This is a genomic window from Marixanthomonas ophiurae (genome assembly GCF_003413745.1).
Taxonomy (GTDB): Bacteria; Bacteroidota; Bacteroidia; order Flavobacteriales; family Flavobacteriaceae; genus Marixanthomonas; species Marixanthomonas ophiurae.
Genome location: NZ_QVID01000002.1, coordinates 337,431 through 355,521, shown reverse-complemented (window position 1 = coordinate 355,521; position 18,091 = coordinate 337,431). Strand labels below are relative to the sequence as shown.

Genomic DNA, 18,091 nt, shown 5'->3' with positions numbered 1-18,091 from the left:
AAACTTTATGACAGGGTGTCATACATCATAATAAATTTGACAGTTTTAAAAGATTTTTTATGGCAAGCCCGCATCCTTCGGCTCCGCTCAGGGTACGGTCGGGCCTGCCTTTGCCGGCAGGCAGGCTTTCGTGGGTACACGGTACCCTACTCTATCCCTCTTGCAAATGCAGTCCTGATTTAAAACAATTTATTCCATTACTTTTGTGGCTTGCTTTAAGACGTTTAGAGCGCTATTGCCTTATAAAACAAACTTGGTGTCTGTAGTTTGTATAGTAGTAAGAAAGTCTTTATTTTGCCCACTCTAAATCATAAGAATGAAAACAAAATTACTTTTTCTATCAACCCTCTTTTTTTCTTTTTCAATTCATGCGCAAATAGATTTTGATGCTCACATTACTGTCAACGACGACGGTGGTACAAATGGCGCAAGTTCTGTCTTTGCGGCAGACCTTGACGGCGATGAAGATATGGATATGATTTCATCCTCTAGTAATGATGGTAAGATAGCTTGGTATGAAAATATTAACGGAAATTTTGGGTCCCAGCAAATTATAAGCAACACGAGACCTGGAACAGTTCAGGTTATCACAATAGATATTGATGGTGATGGAGATCAAGATATAATAAACTCTGCAAGAGAAGACGGCATTGTTTGGTATGAAAACACAGATGGTCAGGCTAATTTCGCTTCTCCGCAACTTGTGAACACCGCAAGTACCTACGCTCAAGAAATATTGGCCAGAGATATGGACGGCGATGGCGATTTTGATGTAGTAGGAAACGGTGGGGAAAACAGTTCCCTTGCTTGGTATGAAAATATGGATGGGGAAGGAACTTTTGGAACAGAACATACTGTTATTCTTACAGAAGCTCGCATATCTTCAATTGCTGTAGAAGATATGGATGGCGATGGTGATATGGATATATTAACGACGAACTATGAAAGTTTCGAAGGAGATATTTCTTGGTATAAAAATATAGATGGCCAGGGAAGTTTTGGCCCACAAGAGATTATTACTACAGATGTTTCTCAGCCAAGCGGTGCATCAATTGCAGATATTGATGGTGATGGCGATATGGATTTTTTCGCAACTTCATCATTTTTAGATCAAAAAATTATTTGGTTTGAAAATGTAAACGGACAAGGTGATTTTGGTACAGAGCACTTTATAAGCTACGACCCAATAGACCCTCGTGGAGGCCAAGGTACTGATATTGATAATGATGGGGATATCGATTATGTTTACCAAGCGGGTTTTAACCAGATAAGCTTTTATAAAAATGACGGCTCTGGCAATTTTGGCCCAATGCAACAAATAACAGATGATGTTAGCAGTGTAAGAGATATTGAACTTAGTGATTTGGACAACGACGGGGATTTGGACGTAATGTCTGCATCTAGCGGAGATGATAAAATAGCATATTATAAAAACACCAATGGCCAAGGAAGCTTCGGACCTCAACAAATTGTAGTGGAAATAAATGGTGTTAATGCTCCTTATACTGTTTTCTCAATAGACATGGACGGGGATGGAGATCAAGATATTCTATCAGCAGCCCCAGGTAGCGATAAAATTGCTTGGCAAAAAAATCTTGATGGTCAAGGAAATTTTTCCGAGCCTATAACAATCTCACAATTGGATTACCCTATTTCTATAAATGCAGCAGACATAGACGGCGATGGCGATATGGATGTAGTTTCCGAATCTCATAATGATCACATTGTAGGATGGTTTGAAAATATGGATGGTTTAGTAACTTCATTTGAAGCACACCTATTCCCGCAACTTAATGATAATCCATACATAACTTATCCTCTAGATGTTGACGACGACGGAGATATTGATATTATTTCAGGAGGTATTAATTATGGTATTTTTTATTATGAAAATTTGAATGGTCAAGGAAATTTTGGCTCCCCCCAAGTTATTAACAATAATTTTAAGTCAGTAGAATCTGTAAAAGCAGTAGATCTTGATGGTGATGGCGATATGGATTTAGTTGCGGCTGATTGGATTAATGATGTCCTTTTTTGGCACGAAAATAATGGAGGAGGAAATTATGGTCCAGAGCAAATAATTTCAACTGAATTACTTTCCTCCTATTCATTAGTCTCGAAAGATATTGATAATGATGGAGACGCAGACATTGTAGCGTCATCGTTTGAAGGTAGTTCAGTTGTATGGTTTGAAAATATTGATGGACAAGGCACATTTGGACCACTGCGGGTTATTGATGACAATGTATCAGGTGCCTACGAAATTTATGCAGAAGATCTGGATAGTGATGGGGATATAGATGTACTTTCAGCTATTTATTTTGATAATACAGTATATTGGTATGAAAACGATGGAACTGGGAATTTTGGCGAACCTCAAATTATTTCTTCCAATGTAAATGGAGCTACTTGTATTTTTGCTGATGACTTTAATGGGGACGGAAAAATGGACGTTTTAGCATCTTCTCAAAGAAATGATGAAATAATCTGGTTTGAAAACCTTGGGCCACTTGCGATTGAAGAAAACCTAGCAAACTCCTTCAGTATCTACCCAAATCCAACAACCGGATTGTTAAATGTAAAATCTAACTCGCCTATTTCTGAAATAATTATCTACAACAGTATTGGTCAACTACTTATTACTTTTAAAGAAAAAAATCAAGTGGATATATCAGGTTTAAGTGAAGGAATTTATTTTGTGAAAATTATAAATGAAAGTGGCAGGACAGAAACTAAAAAGGTTGTAAAAAAAATAAATTGAACGGCTAATAAAAGTAGACCCCTACGGAATTTGTAATAGTGACAATTTATAAAACCTGGTGGGTTTCTCTTGTTGCAATATCCCCGTTCACATGTACCCTGAGCCCTTCGATAAAAACTCAGGATAAACTTTTGCCGAAAGGTAAAACAATTTATTCCTCTACTTTTGTCACTTCATAAAAAATGATTGCAACAAAAACATACACCGCTAAAGAAGGTAGCAAACTATTACTAAAAAGCTACCTATTGGTTTGGGCGTTTTATTTTTCCTTTTTTATGGTATTGGGCATATTATCAAAATGGTTTCCTGAACTTATAAATAACGAATATAAACAAGAGCGTTTACTAGAAATGCTCAATAACCAACCGATACAGCTGTTAATTTCGGCAGTGATCATTGCGCCTATTTTTGAAGAAATTATGTTCCGTTCCCTTATAAAACCCAGTTATGAGGATTTGTTGCTTTTTATAAGCGGGTGGCTCAGTTTCCTTTTTATGGGCTTTTCTGAAGGATTAGCAGATTGGTATATCAGGCTCTTAATAATGTTCGGGGTTTTTATTGGCATTTATTACGTACTACAACTACTTATACCTAAAAACGCACTTTTGGGTATTCAGAAGTTTTTAGGGAAATACGTGTTAGTAGTTTTAATCATTACTTCCTTAATTTTCGGGATGGCACACATTTATAACTATGTAGAATCTTTTTTACTGAATGCGGCCTTGTTTGCTATGATTATTCCGCGGATTGTTCTTGGTGGCATTGCTGGTTGGTTAAAACTAAAAACTGGCGTACTCATTTGGCCTATTTTACTTCACTTTCTTAATAACGCCTTTGTAATTGGGGTTATGCTGGTAGTTACATACACACTTTCTAATTAATCCATTATCTCTTCAGGGTTTAACACAGATTTAAAACAAAAGTAAGCTACTCTTTGTATCTTCAAGTCTCAAAAAAAGAAACTATGAAAGCAGTACAAGTACAAGAAGCGGGAGGCGATTTTAAAATAGTAGAACTCGACAAGCCCACTCCAAAAGAAAACGAAGTATTATTAAAAGTAGAAGCCTGCGGAATTTGCCACAGTGACAACTTTGTAAAAGCTGGCGGATTTCCCGGATTAGAATATCCTCGCGTTCCTGGTCACGAAGTTGTGGGGATTGTAGAAAGCGTTGGCAGCAATGTTTCCAACTGGAAAAAAGGACAGCGCGTTGGTGTAGGCTGGCACGGAGGACACTGTTTTAACTGCGAACCTTGTCGACGCGGTATGTTTATTAATTGTGAAAACGCCAAGGTTTGTGGAATTTCGTACGATGGTGGTTATGCTGAATATATGACTGCTCCACAAGAAGCAGTTGCCAGTATTCCAGAAGAACTTTCCAGTGAAGAAGCCGCACCCTTATTATGTGCCGGAATTACCGTGTACAACGCAATGCGAAACAGCAATGTAAAAGCCGGAGATGTGGTAGCCGTTCAAGGAATTGGTGGTTTAGGACACTTAGCCGTTCAATACGCCAATAAAATGGGGATGAAAACAGTAGCGCTTTCCACGAGTGATGATAAAAAAAAATTAGCAAAAGATTTAGGTGCGCACCACTACATTAATATTAAAGAGCAAGATGCTGTTGAAGAGTTGCAGAAATTAGGCGGTGCAAAATTAATCGTTGCCACAGCGCCGCACGCTGATGCTATATCTTCCGTAATTGATGGATTGGGGATTGACGGACAATTAATCTGTATCGGTGCTACACCCGATGCTGTAGAAGTTTCGCCTATGCAATTGTTGATGGCTCGAAAATCGGTTACCGGATGGCCTAGCGGTACGGCAATTGAAAGTGAAGACACCCTTAACTTTAGTGCATTGACCGATACCAAACCCATGATTGAAACATACAACTTAGACGATGTTGTAGAAGCATTTGACAAAATGATGAACAACGAAGCTCGTTTTAGAGTCGTTTTAACTCCGTAAAGAATAAAAACACAACACACCTTCCATTACATTCAGTTTGAATGCAATGGAAGGTTTTTTAATTTTAAAATATAGTTATGTGGAATTTAAAAGATAAAAAAGCAGTTATTACTGGCGGAACCAAAGGAATTGGGAAAGCAACTGTTTTAGAGTTTCTTTCACTTGGCGCCGAAGTCATTTTTACGGCACGGAGTGAAGAAGATGTAAAAGTTTTTGAAAGCGAGTTACAAAAAGAAGGTCACAAAGCGTATGGATTAGTTAGTGATGTTTCAGAAAAAGCTGGAATGGAAGCTATTGTTTCCGAAGTAAAAAAACGCTGGAACACCTTGGACATTCTTGTAAACAATGCCGGAATCAATATCCGGAAAGCAGCTTTAGACTATTCCGAAGAAGAAATTTCAAAAGTTATTGCCATAAATATGACGGCTCCTTTCGAGTTGAGCAGAAACCTTTATCCGTTTCTTAAAAAATCTGGCAAAGCAACCATTGTGAATGTTGCTTCTGTTTCTGGGTCACTAGACACCAATACAGGTTCCCCTTATGGCATGTCTAAAGCTGGATTGGTGATGCAAACTAAAAACCTTGCTGCCGAGTGGGCGAAAGATGGTATTCGAGTAAACGCAATGTCCCCTTGGTTTACACAAACTCCACTTACGGAAGGACTGCTCGAAATAAAAGAACGGATTGATCCCGTTTTAAAACACACGCCATTAGGGCGCGTGGCCCAAGCTAGCGAAATGGCAAACGTAATTGCCTTTTTGGCTATGGAAAAGTCATCGTACATAACTGGTCAAAATATTTCAGTTGACGGAGGGATTAGTATTACAGCTATATAAAAAATGCCCGCAGTATATGCGGACACTTAATAGTAAACAATAAACAATTAAACTATTGTTTTACAAATCGTATGGTTTTAGCGTTTTTATTTCCGTTACGGATATTTAGAAAATAAACTCCTGAAGTAAGACTTGCAGTACTGATTATATTATCCGAAATTTCTGATACAGCTTTAGCCACAATACGTCCCTGCATATCAACAATATCAACTGTATAGTCTTTTAAAGTTATTCCTGAAACAGTTAATTGGTTTTGTACCGGGTTTGGATATATATTTATTGATACATTGTCAATATCATCAACTCCTAAGGGTGCGCCTGGAAGTGGAATTAAATCTCCTCCCGAAGCTAATGCCACCCATAAACCAAATGATGGACCATCTGAATTTTGTGAAGGATCTAAAAAACCAGATGCTAACACAGTTAAAGCTGCACCATCTAAACCTAAAGTACTTAAAGGTGCTTGATAAGCAGCCACTCCTGTTGTTCCTGTTTCATCTTGAACTTGAATAACGTAATCTGCAGTAGGTAACTCTAAATATCCTTGGAATTCAGAATATGAGATATCATCTACAATCAACCCTGCACCCACACCTGTTTCAAAAACATCAACAGTAGGAGCATCGGTTGAACCGTGGTGCACCAACACATCAGTATTAGATCCGCTAGTAGCTGTCTCCCTTCCCATAGGATATACTTGTAATGTTATAGGGGGAGCAGGATTATAGCCCGTTGGACTTACAATACCATCGGCTACAACAATATACGTTTCGTTTTCAGTTAATGTAACCGGGACTGTTAGTACAGCATCTCCAACATCTGTACTGTTTGAAGGTGCTACGGAGAGTTCAATTTCTGTTCCTGCGGGTAAATCAACGAAGGGCGTAGCAGTTCTAAACGCAAAATCGTCTAAGGTTAAGTCTGCATTTACATACACATCAACTTCTGAAGCTAATGCATCAGGCGAATTGTGAATTACCTGAACTCTGGCAGTTTGTGAAAATACAGCTGCTGACAACAACATAACTGTACTTAGTAGTAATAGCTTTTTCATTATAGTTTTTTTTTAGTTTGTATTAATGACTACTAAACTAAATAAAATTAATTTTGTTTAATCTTTTTTAGAAAAAGTTTAACAGAATAAGTAGCTGTTTTTCAGTAAACTACCGGTTATGTAAGTTTTCTACTACTAGTTTTAGCTTCAATTTTAAGTAATTCTTTCCATTGTGTAGTGTAGTGAGGACTTCGCTCTTTTTTTATGAGTTCCCATTCTTCTTTTCTTGTTCCGGTCATCGCTGAAGCTACAGTAGATTTTCCGTATTTATTATTCAGTTTATCAAAAATTTGAATAAGTTCCCGGTTATTTAACTTAGAAGGCTGGTGAAACAAATTGCCCTGTACATATTCCTGCGGAATGATTCCGCTTAAATTCACCCCTACTTTTTTATAGCGATAACCAGGTTTATAAATTTCGTGCAACGCTTTTCGCGCTTCAGAAATCAATTGAAACGTATTATTGGTAGGTATCGACATCGTCGCCGTTATACTATTAGAGTACTGTTTATCAACATTGCTGTGGTAATTGGTATGCACAAACACTTGTATATAGGTAGCACAGGAATTTTGTGCACGTAATACTTCGCTCACTTCACTAATGTAATAGGCGCACGCTTCCTCAATAAGTTTTAGGTCTTCCAGTTTTTTACCAAACGATTTTGCGGTACCGATTCCTTTCTTGGGTTTTGGTATTTCGGTGAACTCAATGCACGGTTCTCCTCGTAACTCCCGCCACAGTCGCTCACCTACTACGGTCATTTCCTTGCGTACCCACGCGAGCGGTTTTTGGGTAAATTCATATGCCGTAAATACACCTATATTTTTTAATCGCTCTACATGCTTTCTTCCCAATCCCCAGATATCTTTTGTTTTGGCCCACTGTAAGGCTTTAATCCGTTTTTCTTCAGAATCAATCACACATACGTGATCATACCCTTCAATTTTCTTTGCCATCTTATTGGCCAATTTTGCCAACACCTTTGTTGGGGCAACCCCTACTCCTACTGGCAAACCGGTTACTTGTTTGATGGTGTTTTTTATTTCATGGCCGTAGGTTTCAAGGTTTAAATAGTCCATTCCGCTTACTTCTACAAAAGATTCGTCAATGCTGTACACCTCAACCATAGGTGAAAAGGTTTTTAAGATATTCATCACCCGTTGGGACATTTCGCCATACAAGGTGTAATTTGATGAGAAAAATTTTACCCTATTTTTAATTAATTGATCTTTAATTTTAAAAACGGGTTCAAACATTGGGATGTCGGTTATTGCTTTTGCTTCTTTATTTGCCGCAATTATACAACCGTCATTATTACTTAACACCACTACCGGTTTTCCCCACAAATCAGGTCGGAATACCTGTTCGCACGATGCGTAAAAACTATTACAATCGACCATCGCTATCATAATGCATTATGAATTATATACGTGATAACACCCCATAAAATATATTCTTCTGAAGGGTTTTCTGAAATACGGATCAGCAAAAACTCACCATTTTTAACCACCAAAGCCAGTCGATTAGGAATTGCTTTAAGGGAACGGTCCACAATTAATACATCGTTATGACGTATTTTGAATGCTGTATACCCATTGCCATCTACCCGAATAAAAAAAGTAGCATCTTGATTGTGCATTAATTCTTTATGCAAATCGATAGGCGCTTCTAAATAGTGTGTAGCCGCACTAGGAAATCCCGTTTGTTTAGAGACTTCAGGTGCATGGCGATTTTTGACTTTCTGTAATTTCCCAGAGGTTGTAATTTCCATAAAAACAAAACTAGGAAATATTCCGTTTTAAAATTGGAATATTTCCACATACTTTTCAACAACAATCTATAAAAGAAAAATTATCTTTGTGTTTAGATTTTGAGCCTATGGAAAGTATAAGTGTTTTTGATATGTTAAAAATTGGTGTGGGACCTTCAAGTTCGCACACTTTAGGGCCTTGGCGTGCTGCAGAACGTTGGGTAGACGAATTGATTGAGAAAGGTCATTTTGATCAAGTGGAAAAAGTACAAGTAAATTTGTACGGCTCTCTTTCTCTTACCGGAAAAGGTCACGCAACCGATGTCGCCTCGATGCTCGGTTTATGTGGTTTTGACCCGGTTACCTTTCCTATTGAAAAAATTGACGAAACCATCGATTTTATCACATCAAACCACAAACTTAGGTTGAATGATGAAAAAGAAATAGATTTCAACCCAAAAGAACATATTAAATTCAATAAAAAGTTTTTAGATTTCCATCCTAACGGCATCACCTTCCACGCTTATTTAAAGGACGGCTCTAAAAAAACGGCTACTTTTTATTCTATTGGTGGTGGTTTTGTAATTAAGAAAGAACGCAAGAACAAAAAAATGAAGGAACAGAAATTTGCACAATTTCCGTTTCCTGTACATAGTGGTGTCGAATTACTTTCTAACTGTAAAGCTGAAGGAAAATCCATTAGTGAAATTGTTCTGGAAAATGAAAAATCACTTCGTTCAGAAGAAGAAATAAACGAAGGGCTTCAGAAAATATGGGACGTCATGCTGGATTCTATGTATGTGGGTTGCCATACGGAAGGTACATTACCCGGCGGACTCAATGTAAAACGTCGCTCCTTCGATATGCACAAAAACCTAATAGGCGATGTTACCTATAACAACGCTACAGAATGGATTGAAGCCATTAGAAGTACGGAAGTAAAGTTCAGGCAAATACTGAAATGGGTTTCCTGTTTTGCACTTTCTGTTAACGAAGTAAATGCTTCGTTAGGAAGAGTAGTTACCGCACCCACAAACGGAAGTGCAGGTGTTATTCCTGCCGTAATGATGTATTATATGGTTATTGAAAACCACGATGCTGATTTTAAGGACATTCGTAAATTTATGTTAGTTGCCGGTGAAATTGGAAGTCTGTTTAAAAAAGGAGCTACTATTTCGGCTGCAATGGGTGGTTGTCAAGCAGAGATTGGCGTTTCTTCTTCTATGGCAGCAGGAGCTTTAACCGAATTAATGGGTGGAACTCCAGAGCAATGTTTAATGGCCGCTGAAATAGCCATGGAACATCATCTTGGTCTAACCTGTGACCCTATTGCCGGTTTGGTGCAAATACCTTGTATTGAACGAAACGCTATGGGAGCCATAAAAGCCATTAACGCATGCGAGATGGCACTTGATAGTGATCCTCTTTCTGCAAAAGTTCCCTTAGATAAGGTTATTGAAACGATGTGGGAAACTGCTAAAGATATGAGCAACAAATACAAAGAAACCAGCGAAGGCGGCTTGGCTGTACGTGTAAATATGAGCGACTGTTAATTAGTTGCAGTCCGCTGTTCGGCGGGAGTCGATAATATGAATAATTTTCCAACCATTATCTATCTTTGCCAATGTAAAAGCATTGGCTCCACAATGGCTGAATTCTTCATTAAACCAAAACTCATAAGGCGTCCATACATGCGCTAGACTTCCATCTATATTTATTTTGTAGTCCAAGATTTTTTCCTCCCACTTCTGATCTGCAGGACGTTTTGCAATCGACATTATAAAATCTGAAGCATTCCCTGTGCTTATTTTACCAACACCATTTTTATCAGTAAAAGCTCTTTGCATAATCATATCTGGAGCCATTACCGATTTCATTTTTACGGTATCACCTTCGTGAAATCCTTCAAAAAAAGTATCGATTACTTGTTGTGCATCTTTTTCAGAAAAAGAGCCTTGCGCAAAAATAATCGAGGAACATAAAAAACTAAAAACAAATAAAAAACGTGTCATAATAAGATTATTAAGAGATTGGTTATCAAAATTAGTATTTTTATAGTCTAATTTGTTACAATAAGAAAATATGTCGATTGCAAAAAAAGAATACAAACGTATAACCACTAAAACCTTGGTGGACATGAAAAAGAAAGGTGAAAAAATATCCATGCTCACCGCCTACGACTTTACTATGGCAAAAATTGTGGATGGTTCTGGCATAGACGTCATACTGGTAGGTGATTCAGCCTCCAATGTTATGGCAGGCCACGAAACCACTTTACCCATAACCTTAGACCAAATGATTTATCACGCCAGCTCAGTAGTGAGAGCTATTGAACGAAGTCTGGTTGTTGTTGATATTCCCTTCGGAAGTTACCAGAGTGATCCTAAAGAAGCGTTACGCTCTGCCATTCGGATTATGAAAGAAAGCGGCGGTCACGCAGTAAAACTAGAAGGTGGGAAAGAAATAAAAGAATCGGTTAAACGAATTTTAAATGCTGGAATTCCTGTAATGGGCCATTTAGGGCTTACTCCACAGTCCATCTATAAATTTGGAACGTATACTGTTCGCGCCAAAGAAGACGAAGAAGCTGAAAAACTAAAAGCAGATGCCAAGTTATTGGAAAAAATTGGCTGTTTTGCTATTGTGCTTGAAAAAGTTCCTGCCAAATTAGCTGCTGAAGTTGCCAAGGAGTTAACCATCCCAATTATAGGAATAGGCGCCGGAAATAACGTTGACGGACAAGTTTTGGTTACGCACGATATGGTCGGGATGACACACGAGTTCAATCCACGGTTTTTACGTCGGTATTTAGATTTATATGCCGAAATGACGGGCGCTTTTAAAAATTACATTGATGATGTAAAAAACGGTGATTTTCCTAGTGATAAGGAGCAATACTAGTATTTATTTATAAAAGAACATTCCTCTGAGTTCAAAAAAAATCATATCTACAAAAGATAACTTACAAGTTTTATTTGAAGACAATCACCTGCTTATTGTAAATAAACGGGCAGGTGATATTGTTCAAGGTGATAAAACCGGTGATAAACCGCTTTCTGAAGTGGTTAAAGAGTATATTGGCGAAAAATACAATAAACCAGGAGCTGTTTATTTAGGTGTGGTGCATAGACTGGATCGCCCCACTAGCGGTGTAGTTGTATTTGCAAGAACATCAAAAGCTTTATCACGTTTAAATAAATTATTTGCTGAACGTGAAACTGAAAAAACATATTGGGCATTAGTTAAAAATGAACCACCAAAACCTTCAGATAGGCTGGCTCATTATTTAAAACGAAATTCGAAGCAAAACAAATCGTATTCGCATACAAACGAAGTGCCCGATAGCAAGAAAGGAATACTTCACTATCAGGTTATAAAGAAGCTGGATAATTATTTTTTATTGGAAATAGAATTAGAAACTGGGCGTCATCACCAAATACGCTCACAACTTTCAGCAATAGGGAGCCCAATAAAAGGTGATTTAAAATATGGTTTTGATCGAAGCAATAAAGATGCGAGCATTCACCTACACTCTAGGAAGTTAACCTTTGTGCATCCCGTTAAGAAAGAAAAACTTACCATTGTTGCTCCTTTACCTATAGATCCATTATGGAAAGCCTGTGATTAAATTTTTGTAATCTCATTTTTTAAAGCATAAATAACCAAGCCCACTCTATTTTTAATATTCAATTTATTGAAAAGTTCTTGGCGATAGCCATCAATCGTTTTTGGGCTCAAATTCATTTTATCAGCAATTTCTTTGTAGGTCATTTCACTACAAGCTAACTTCATAAAATCAATTTCCCGTTCTTTAAATGCTGGTTTTTCGGTTTCATCTGAGTGTAAGGAATGCAACAGGGATTCAGCCACTTTTTCTGAATGGTAATATCCTTTTTTAAGTGTTTGTACTAAGGCCTCGTTTAGTTTATCGGGATGAATATCTTTTAGTAAGTAGCCTTTGGCACCAATACTCAACATTTTAAGTATTTTTCTTTCATCATCTTCCATAGTAAGTGCCAACACTTTAATGCTTTTTTGATTTTCATGTAACCATTGCATGGTTTCAAAGCCATCCATTACTGGCATATTGAGGTCTAATAGAATTAGCTCAGGAACCTCTGGGAACTGTTTTAGTTTTTGCTGCAAGTCTTTACCATTCTTGGCATGATAGAGTACATTGAACCCTTCAAAGGAGTTTACCAGCTTTTCTAATGAACTGGCAAATAAGGAATGATCGTCTACGATTACTATGTTGTGAAAAGTTGTTTTATTCATTTTTATAAGGGTAATTTAAGCGTAAAATTGTTCCTTCTTCTTTTTTAGAATCTATCGAAATTTGAGCTTTTAACAGTTCTGCGCGGCTTTTCATAGTTTCCATTCCTGAATTTCCTTTTTGCTCTGATATGTCAAAGCCAATACCGTTATCTCTTGCTTCAATCTGGAGAAAGGTTTCAGTATAATTTAAATGTACAAATAATTCTGTTGCTCGGGCGTGTTTTAATACGTTAGTAGAAAACTCTTGAAGGATTCGGAAAATTATTATTTCGTTGGTTCGATCTAGTTCTTTTATTTTACCGGTTATCTTTAAAGTTGCATTTAAAAAATCGAGACGATTAAATCGCTCTAATTCAACTTTTAATGATGCTACTAATCCATTTTTATATACAACATCATTATTTAGGGTTTTTGAAAGGTTTCGTACTTCGGTAACGGTTTCTTGTACAACGGATTTGGTCTCTAGTAATTGATTATGGAGTTCTTTAGGGAGTGTTGGCAATATCATATTCAATTGGATATTTGCTACAGAAAGCAATTGGCCAATATTGTCGTGCAATTCCCATGCAATGTTTTTAAGGGTCTGTTCTTGAATCTCAATTCTAGATTTTGAGATTTCATTCTCAAATTGCCGCTTTTGCTCGGCTTGGCGTAGGAGCAATTTGTTTTTTCGACGTTGAAATGCGATAAAGAATACTATTAATACAACAAATGTAAGCACCAATATTGCAATAAAGTATATTATGAGAAGCCTTTCTTCTTTAGACATATAAAAAATCCGATAGTATAAAGTAAATATACCAATAGGATTGTAAAAAGGAGTATGGTTTTGTACAATTCTACAAATTCTGGACTTTCACTCAAACTGAAATATCGGCTGTAAATAAATATTGGAGTTAATACCAAATGTAATAAAATGGCTCCTAGGGAAATATAAAAAGGAAGTGACTTGTCAAACTTTAAAATGGCATCGCTATTCAACAATTCATAATAATATAGACTTATGGCCAGTAACACTAACACAGTCCCTACTACATTTGTAAAGGCTGAAAAAGCAACGAAATAGACATCTGAAAATAGCAAATTAAGTGTACTAGTAATTATAAAAAGCACCAATATTACATTTAAGAATTTTCGTAAACCAAGGTTATCTAAATGCCACTTAAAATAACTTATATAAATTGTGTAGCTTATTATTAAATTTATATTGTATAGCCAATAATTATTTTCAAAAACAGTGCCTTCTACAAAAGAGAATAGCTTATAACCTGAATAATAAGCTACCGGGGCATAATTACCAGTAATTTCAAGCAAAATCGTAAAACATAGGAAATAGACAAAGTACTTAGTTGCTTTATCTGTTTTCCGGTTTCTAATTAAAATTAGTCCTGCAACAGCTGCCATAGCCTCTACAAGTAACATGGGCAACATTTGGAATAAATATTCTTTCAAAACAAAAAATAGTATTTAATAACTTTTTGGTGGCCATCCTCCCCCACTAGAGTTTAAGGCTTCTATATTATAGTTATTATTTGAATTCATGGTATCGCCATCTGTAGGAGCTAAAAAAACAGTTGCTTTATCATCTGAATTGCTATCATGAGCTGCAAAATAAATTCTAATTCCGGGATTATCAATCCTTTGTTTTTTAGACATATCTTTAACGTAATCTAAATATTCTTGTAATTCATCAACTGTATAAAAAAACTCACGGGTATCAACACTTCCTTGAGCCTGTTCTATTTCTAGGGCTCTGGTGCTTACCCAATTATCCTGCAATTGTCTTGCTTGATCAACACTAATACATTTTGCTGGTTTGGCCATCTTTATAATTTTGGTTAGTTAGTAAAGCAATGTATAAAATTTCTTGCTCTGTTTCTGCTTTCAATGTATTAATTAGGAAAAATCCCTTTTTAAAGAAAGGATTTTCCCTGTCTTAGGTCAAGGAATACACCTGTTTTTTTAAAGAAAAACCTTGTGTCTTTTAAGCTGTTTACCTATTGAAATATAGACTGTTACATTCTAAATTTGTTTTACAACAATACAATACATCATGAGTTTTTCATTTACATATAAAACACTATGCAAAGTAAACATCTATCATGAATATTTTTTAAATGATGGTTTAGTTCCATTTGATATTTCAGAAAAACTGAAAAAGAAACAGCTTTTAGATTATGATGTCCGGGAATTTATTGACATTGTTCCTTCTGAAGAGACGTACCACATTATGAATAACTATAAGATGATGTATAAACCTTCTAAAACAGGTTTTACAGTGTTAATTCAAGTTAAAGATACTGAAACAGAGACACAAAAAAACAGTCCGACAATTCCCATTCAAGAGGAAATCAAACTTAATTTTTTGCTTTACATAAACGACTTTTTGTTCGAAAACTACTCTGTTGTAAACTCCATTCCAAAAGTGCCTTTTTACTTTTCAAATAAAAAACCAGCTTCGGAAGGTAAAGACTTCCATTATATTGACTTAGAAAACACAAAGCGTTCCTTATCAAACTTTAGGATAACGGAAACCACGTGGCAAGGTATAAACAAGGAGTTTTCAGAGACTGAAAAAGAAAGTATGTTTGGGGTAATTTGCTTAGACATGACTGGCGATAACACCATAGTCAACAATAACAACAAACGAAACTTACTTAACAATAATGAGGAACAGGAAATTGAGTCGAAAATATTTAAAATACAGTTTGTTAACCGCAAAACCATTTGGCATTATAAAAATGCACTTAACAATACACTTTTGCATTCAACTGAACCTACCGAATTGCCTTTAGTGAAAAACGGCAGGGTTGAGTATATGTTTGATAGTCGGAAACAACCGCCAGCCTGCCCTACCCGACTCATTGTTGAAAAAGACCCGCTTGGTAATGTCACTAAAACAATTTCTGAAATCTATATCAATTAAGCAAGAACATATGAAAAAGCCTTACAAACGCCCTATTATCCAAGTAAGAAATGTTTCATACACTCCGTCATATATAGCACAGGTGGAAACAGCAATCCCTGCTTTTATTGGCTATACCAAAAAAGCTAAAAAAAATGACCAAGATCTCACCATCACACCCACAAAAATATCTTCTCTTAACGAGTATGAAAATTTCTTTGGCACCTCCCAAAACGAAAAAAATATTGTAGCAACCCTTATCGATACAATCAACAATAATGGCAACACACAAGTGTCAAACCAAAAAATTACCATCAACAATACTGCTCCAAGTCCATTTACAATGTATTATGCTTTACAACAGTTCTTCGCCAATGGAGGAACATCCTGTTATATAGTTTCTGTTGGAGATTATGACAGTACAACAATTTCAAAAAATCAACTTTTGAATGGTTTATATGCTGTTGAAAACTACAAAGAACCTACATTATTAGTATTTCCCGATGCTTTGGCCATTTCGACTGCTGATAATTATTATGATGTGATTCACCAGGCATTACAGCAAGCAAAGCAATTAAAAGATCGATTTGTAATTGCAGATACCTACGCAAACAACCCGGCCACAGTACGTAACACCAACTCCTTAGGAAGTGACACCGAGCTTTTAAAATACGGCGCTGTATATTATCCGTATCTAAAAACTCTTCTTCCGTATGCTTTTGAAGATGCTGATATAACCATACAACACGAAAACATCGACGAGAATGGTGTTCAATCCGTTGGTTCATTAAACGGATTGTCGCTTACTGATTTAAAAATTGGAGGAAGCCACGAAAACACCGCTTTATTCAACACCATAAAAAACAAGCTGGATCAAGAAACAGTCACCCTACCACCAAGTAGTGCTATGGCAGGTATTTATGGAAGAGTAGATGCCGACAGAGGTGTATGGAAAGCTCCGGCAAATGTTTCAGTAAGTGGATCTATAAAACCCACCCAAAATATAACGGATGCTGAGCAGCAAAATCTTAATGTTCATTCTTCAGGGAAATCGATAAATGCAATCCGTCAATTTCCTGGAAAGGGCATTTTGGTCTGGGGTGCCCGAACCTTGGCCAGTAATGATAATGAGTGGCGGTATATTTCGGTAAGCCGGTTTGGTATTATGGTTGAAACATCAATAAACAGAGCGATTTATACTTGCTTAAATGAGCCAAATAATAGTAATACTTGGCAACAAATTAAGGCAATAATCGAAAATTTTTTAACACTCCAATGGCAAAACGGCGCTTTAAGTGGGAGTACCCCAGACCACGCCTTTTTTGTCAACATCGGCTTAGGGCAAAGCATGACTCAAAGCGACATACTAGATGGCCTATTGAAAATTGAAATTGGCATCGCGCCTACACGACCAGCAGAGTTTATTGTTTTGAGATTAACATATAAGATGCAACAAAATTAACAACTGAAATAATGGACAATACGATAACACAGAAACAATTTTACCTAGATGTTGATTTCTTCGGAAATGAAGAAAAAAAATGTAATGCACAGTTTAAGTCGGTTTCTGGTCTTACAGTTAATATAGATATCGAACAATTACTTAAGAATCCAGAAAAAGAGTTTAAACATTCCTTTCCGTCCCGAACACGTTTTCCAAATCTTATATTAAAAGGAGGTCTATTAAAAGATTCAAAAGTGATTGAATGGTGCAAAAAAGCAATTAATCAATATCAATTTTCTCCAACCGATTTAAAAGTTAAACTAATAAACGGTGAAAAAGAATCTGTTTTAGCTTGGAATATTATACATGCATATCCGGTAAAATGGACCGTAAAAAAACAAACAGAAAAAGAAAACAGTCTTGTTATAGATAGCATAGAATTAGCCTATAATTATTTTAAACTAGTTTAGTTTTTCAGGCTAAATAAATTAGAAAAATAAGTTCAAAAAACTCAAAAATAAATCATGGTCAAAACTGAAATAAATACAAGCAAAATAGAAGAAGAATTAGTGTATTTCTTACAAACAAAAATACATATGTGCTCACTTGAAAACACATCGTTTTTAAGTAAAAATAGCATTAAAAATATAGTAATTACAGAAGATAACCATGTAAAAAACAATTTAAAATTTAATCAAACTAAAACTTTAATTAATTTAATTAAAAATATTGATAGTCAAGATATTATAAATATATTAATTAAATTTTTAGACACGCCTAAAACAAGCAAAATGTATATTTTAAAGATCCCAAAATCATTACGAGAATCAAAATACAAAATATATTTTTGGATGCTGTTTTTTTGTCATGAAAATCTAGAAGATTTCCAGCTTGGACTTCATAAATTAATTAAAGAAATTTCAAAAGAATACTCTAAAAAAACAGTTTTTGAAATACTTAATTTCGGTGTGATTTTATCCAAAATAAAAGCAGAAAAAAGAGGGTTGTTCAACCCTTCTATTTCGGTAAACGGTAGTGACAAAAAAAAGAGTGTAACCCATTTTAACTACAATTAATCAGTATCTTTAATAACGAGT

At 36.0% G+C, this 18,091-nt stretch carries 19 protein-coding genes; 11 read left to right on the top strand and 8 right to left on the bottom strand.

From position 1 onward, the window contains the following. Positions 1 to 316: 316 nt before the first annotated feature. The 4 genes from DZ858_RS11815 to DZ858_RS11800 all read left to right on the top strand — a co-directional run bounded on the left by DZ858_RS11815 (position 317) and on the right by DZ858_RS11800 (position 5,566). Entirely contained in the window at positions 317 to 2,761 is a 2,445-nt protein-coding gene (locus tag DZ858_RS11815) for a T9SS type A sorting domain-containing protein (protein ID WP_117159872.1), read from the top strand. Positions 2,762 to 2,943: 182 nt separating this feature from the next. After that, entirely contained in the window at positions 2,944 to 3,642 is a 699-nt protein-coding gene (locus DZ858_RS11810; RefSeq protein WP_117159871.1) for a CPBP family intramembrane glutamic endopeptidase, read from the top strand. An 83-nt stretch (positions 3,643 to 3,725) separates the two neighbouring features. Continuing rightward, the gene (locus DZ858_RS11805) at positions 3,726 to 4,730 is read left to right on the top strand and encodes an alcohol dehydrogenase (protein WP_117159870.1); all 1,005 of its coding nucleotides are present in this window, start codon (positions 3,726 to 3,728) and stop codon (positions 4,728 to 4,730) included. Between the two features lie 77 nt (positions 4,731 to 4,807). Then, complete coding sequence (locus tag DZ858_RS11800; RefSeq protein WP_117159869.1) at positions 4,808 to 5,566, top strand: SDR family oxidoreductase; 759 nt, start codon at positions 4,808 to 4,810, stop codon at positions 5,564 to 5,566. A 52-nt stretch (positions 5,567 to 5,618) separates the two neighbouring features. Here DZ858_RS11800 and DZ858_RS11795 read toward each other — a convergent pair whose 3' ends face one another. The 3 genes from DZ858_RS11795 to DZ858_RS11785 all read right to left on the bottom strand — a co-directional run bounded on the left by DZ858_RS11795 (position 5,619) and on the right by DZ858_RS11785 (position 8,391). Beyond that, a complete protein-coding gene (locus tag DZ858_RS11795; protein ID WP_117159868.1) occupies positions 5,619 to 6,620 on the bottom strand; it encodes a T9SS type A sorting domain-containing protein in 1,002 nt (333 codons plus the stop codon). Positions 6,621 to 6,736: 116 nt separating this feature from the next. Continuing rightward, positions 6,737 to 8,029: a Y-family DNA polymerase gene (locus DZ858_RS11790; protein ID WP_117159867.1), complete on the bottom strand. Its 1,293-nt coding sequence runs from the start codon at positions 8,027 to 8,029 to the stop codon at positions 6,737 to 6,739. Continuing rightward, complete coding sequence (locus tag DZ858_RS11785) at positions 8,026 to 8,391, bottom strand: S24 family peptidase (RefSeq protein WP_117159866.1); 366 nt, start codon at positions 8,389 to 8,391, stop codon at positions 8,026 to 8,028. Before DZ858_RS11785 ends, DZ858_RS11790 begins: the two co-directional genes overlap by 4 nt. 107 nt (positions 8,392 to 8,498) lie before the next feature. Here DZ858_RS11785 and DZ858_RS11780 point away from each other — a divergent pair, with 107 nt between their 5' ends. Continuing rightward, on the top strand, positions 8,499 to 9,923 hold the full coding sequence (locus DZ858_RS11780) for an L-serine ammonia-lyase (protein WP_117159865.1): 1,425 nt from the start codon (positions 8,499 to 8,501) through the stop codon (positions 9,921 to 9,923). Here DZ858_RS11780 and DZ858_RS11775 read toward each other — a convergent pair whose 3' ends face one another. After that, entirely contained in the window at positions 9,924 to 10,382 is a 459-nt protein-coding gene (locus tag DZ858_RS11775) for a nuclear transport factor 2 family protein (protein ID WP_117160429.1), read from the bottom strand. 70 nt (positions 10,383 to 10,452) lie between these two features. Between DZ858_RS11775 and panB the strand changes: the two genes are divergently transcribed. Together panB and DZ858_RS11765 are read left to right on the top strand one after the other, a co-directional pair. Continuing rightward, positions 10,453 to 11,271, top strand: coding sequence for a 3-methyl-2-oxobutanoate hydroxymethyltransferase (gene panB / locus DZ858_RS11770; protein WP_117159864.1), 819 nt, complete (start codon positions 10,453 to 10,455; stop codon positions 11,269 to 11,271). 25 nt (positions 11,272 to 11,296) lie between these two features. Then, entirely contained in the window at positions 11,297 to 11,998 is a 702-nt protein-coding gene (locus DZ858_RS11765; RefSeq protein ID WP_117159863.1) for an RluA family pseudouridine synthase, read from the top strand. On the opposite strand, the gene DZ858_RS11760 is transcribed toward DZ858_RS11765, so the two are convergent. The 4 genes from DZ858_RS11760 to DZ858_RS11745 are packed head-to-tail and all read right to left on the bottom strand — an operon-like array spanning position 11,995 to position 14,469. Further along, entirely contained in the window at positions 11,995 to 12,645 is a 651-nt protein-coding gene (locus tag DZ858_RS11760) for a response regulator (protein WP_117159862.1), read from the bottom strand. The two genes, DZ858_RS11765 and DZ858_RS11760, sit on opposite strands and share 4 nt — an antisense overlap. Next, positions 12,638 to 13,414, bottom strand: a complete 777-nt coding sequence (locus DZ858_RS11755) for a sensor histidine kinase (protein ID WP_117159861.1) — start codon at positions 13,412 to 13,414, stop codon at positions 12,638 to 12,640. Before DZ858_RS11755 ends, DZ858_RS11760 begins: the two co-directional genes overlap by 8 nt. Then, entirely contained in the window at positions 13,387 to 14,067 is a 681-nt protein-coding gene (locus DZ858_RS11750) for a hypothetical protein (RefSeq protein WP_117159860.1), read from the bottom strand. Before DZ858_RS11750 ends, DZ858_RS11755 begins: the two co-directional genes overlap by 28 nt. 45 nt (positions 14,068 to 14,112) lie before the next feature. Then, positions 14,113 to 14,469, bottom strand: a complete 357-nt coding sequence (locus DZ858_RS11745) for a hypothetical protein (protein WP_117159859.1) — start codon at positions 14,467 to 14,469, stop codon at positions 14,113 to 14,115. Positions 14,470 to 14,698: 229 nt separating this feature from the next. Here DZ858_RS11745 and DZ858_RS11740 point away from each other — a divergent pair, with 229 nt between their 5' ends. The 4 genes from DZ858_RS11740 to DZ858_RS11725 are packed head-to-tail and all read left to right on the top strand — an operon-like array spanning position 14,699 to position 18,070. Continuing rightward, complete coding sequence (locus DZ858_RS11740) at positions 14,699 to 15,571, top strand: hypothetical protein (RefSeq protein WP_117159858.1); 873 nt, start codon at positions 14,699 to 14,701, stop codon at positions 15,569 to 15,571. Between the two features lie 10 nt (positions 15,572 to 15,581). Then, a complete protein-coding gene (locus tag DZ858_RS11735) occupies positions 15,582 to 17,012 on the top strand; it encodes a phage tail sheath family protein (protein WP_117160428.1) in 1,431 nt (476 codons plus the stop codon). 11 nt (positions 17,013 to 17,023) lie between these two features. Next, positions 17,024 to 17,464, top strand: coding sequence for a phage tail protein (locus tag DZ858_RS11730; RefSeq protein ID WP_117159857.1), 441 nt, complete (start codon positions 17,024 to 17,026; stop codon positions 17,462 to 17,464). A gap of 54 nt (positions 17,465 to 17,518) precedes the next feature. Continuing rightward, the gene (locus tag DZ858_RS11725; protein ID WP_117159856.1) at positions 17,519 to 18,070 is read left to right on the top strand and encodes a hypothetical protein; all 552 of its coding nucleotides are present in this window, start codon (positions 17,519 to 17,521) and stop codon (positions 18,068 to 18,070) included. Positions 18,071 to 18,091 lie beyond the last annotated feature (21 nt).

Coding starts and splice junctions, on each gene's coding strand:
- DZ858_RS11795 (WP_117159868.1), bottom strand. CDS start 6,620: ATGAAAAAGCTATTACTACTAAGTACAGTTATGTTGTTGTCAGCAGCT.
- DZ858_RS11785 (WP_117159866.1), bottom strand. CDS start 8,391: ATGGAAATTACAACCTCTGGGAAATTACAGAAAGTCAAAAATCGCCAT.
- DZ858_RS11740 (WP_117159858.1), top strand. CDS start 14,699: ATGAGTTTTTCATTTACATATAAAACACTATGCAAAGTAAACATCTAT.
- DZ858_RS11810 (WP_117159871.1), top strand. CDS start 2,944: ATGATTGCAACAAAAACATACACCGCTAAAGAAGGTAGCAAACTATTA.
- DZ858_RS11780 (WP_117159865.1), top strand. CDS start 8,499: ATGGAAAGTATAAGTGTTTTTGATATGTTAAAAATTGGTGTGGGACCT.
- DZ858_RS11790 (WP_117159867.1), bottom strand. CDS start 8,029: ATGATAGCGATGGTCGATTGTAATAGTTTTTACGCATCGTGCGAACAG.
- DZ858_RS11815 (WP_117159872.1), top strand. CDS start 317: ATGAAAACAAAATTACTTTTTCTATCAACCCTCTTTTTTTCTTTTTCA.
- DZ858_RS11760 (WP_117159862.1), bottom strand. CDS start 12,645: ATGAATAAAACAACTTTTCACAACATAGTAATCGTAGACGATCATTCC.
- DZ858_RS11730 (WP_117159857.1), top strand. CDS start 17,024: ATGGACAATACGATAACACAGAAACAATTTTACCTAGATGTTGATTTC.
- DZ858_RS11725 (WP_117159856.1), top strand. CDS start 17,519: ATGGTCAAAACTGAAATAAATACAAGCAAAATAGAAGAAGAATTAGTG.
- DZ858_RS11775 (WP_117160429.1), bottom strand. CDS start 10,382: ATGACACGTTTTTTATTTGTTTTTAGTTTTTTATGTTCCTCGATTATT.
- DZ858_RS11805 (WP_117159870.1), top strand. CDS start 3,726: ATGAAAGCAGTACAAGTACAAGAAGCGGGAGGCGATTTTAAAATAGTA.
- DZ858_RS11745 (WP_117159859.1), bottom strand. CDS start 14,469: ATGGCCAAACCAGCAAAATGTATTAGTGTTGATCAAGCAAGACAATTG.
- DZ858_RS11735 (WP_117160428.1), top strand. CDS start 15,582: ATGAAAAAGCCTTACAAACGCCCTATTATCCAAGTAAGAAATGTTTCA.
- DZ858_RS11750 (WP_117159860.1), bottom strand. CDS start 14,067: ATGTTACTTGTAGAGGCTATGGCAGCTGTTGCAGGACTAATTTTAATT.
- DZ858_RS11755 (WP_117159861.1), bottom strand. CDS start 13,414: ATGTCTAAAGAAGAAAGGCTTCTCATAATATACTTTATTGCAATATTG.
- DZ858_RS11800 (WP_117159869.1), top strand. CDS start 4,808: ATGTGGAATTTAAAAGATAAAAAAGCAGTTATTACTGGCGGAACCAAA.
- panB (WP_117159864.1), top strand. CDS start 10,453: ATGTCGATTGCAAAAAAAGAATACAAACGTATAACCACTAAAACCTTG.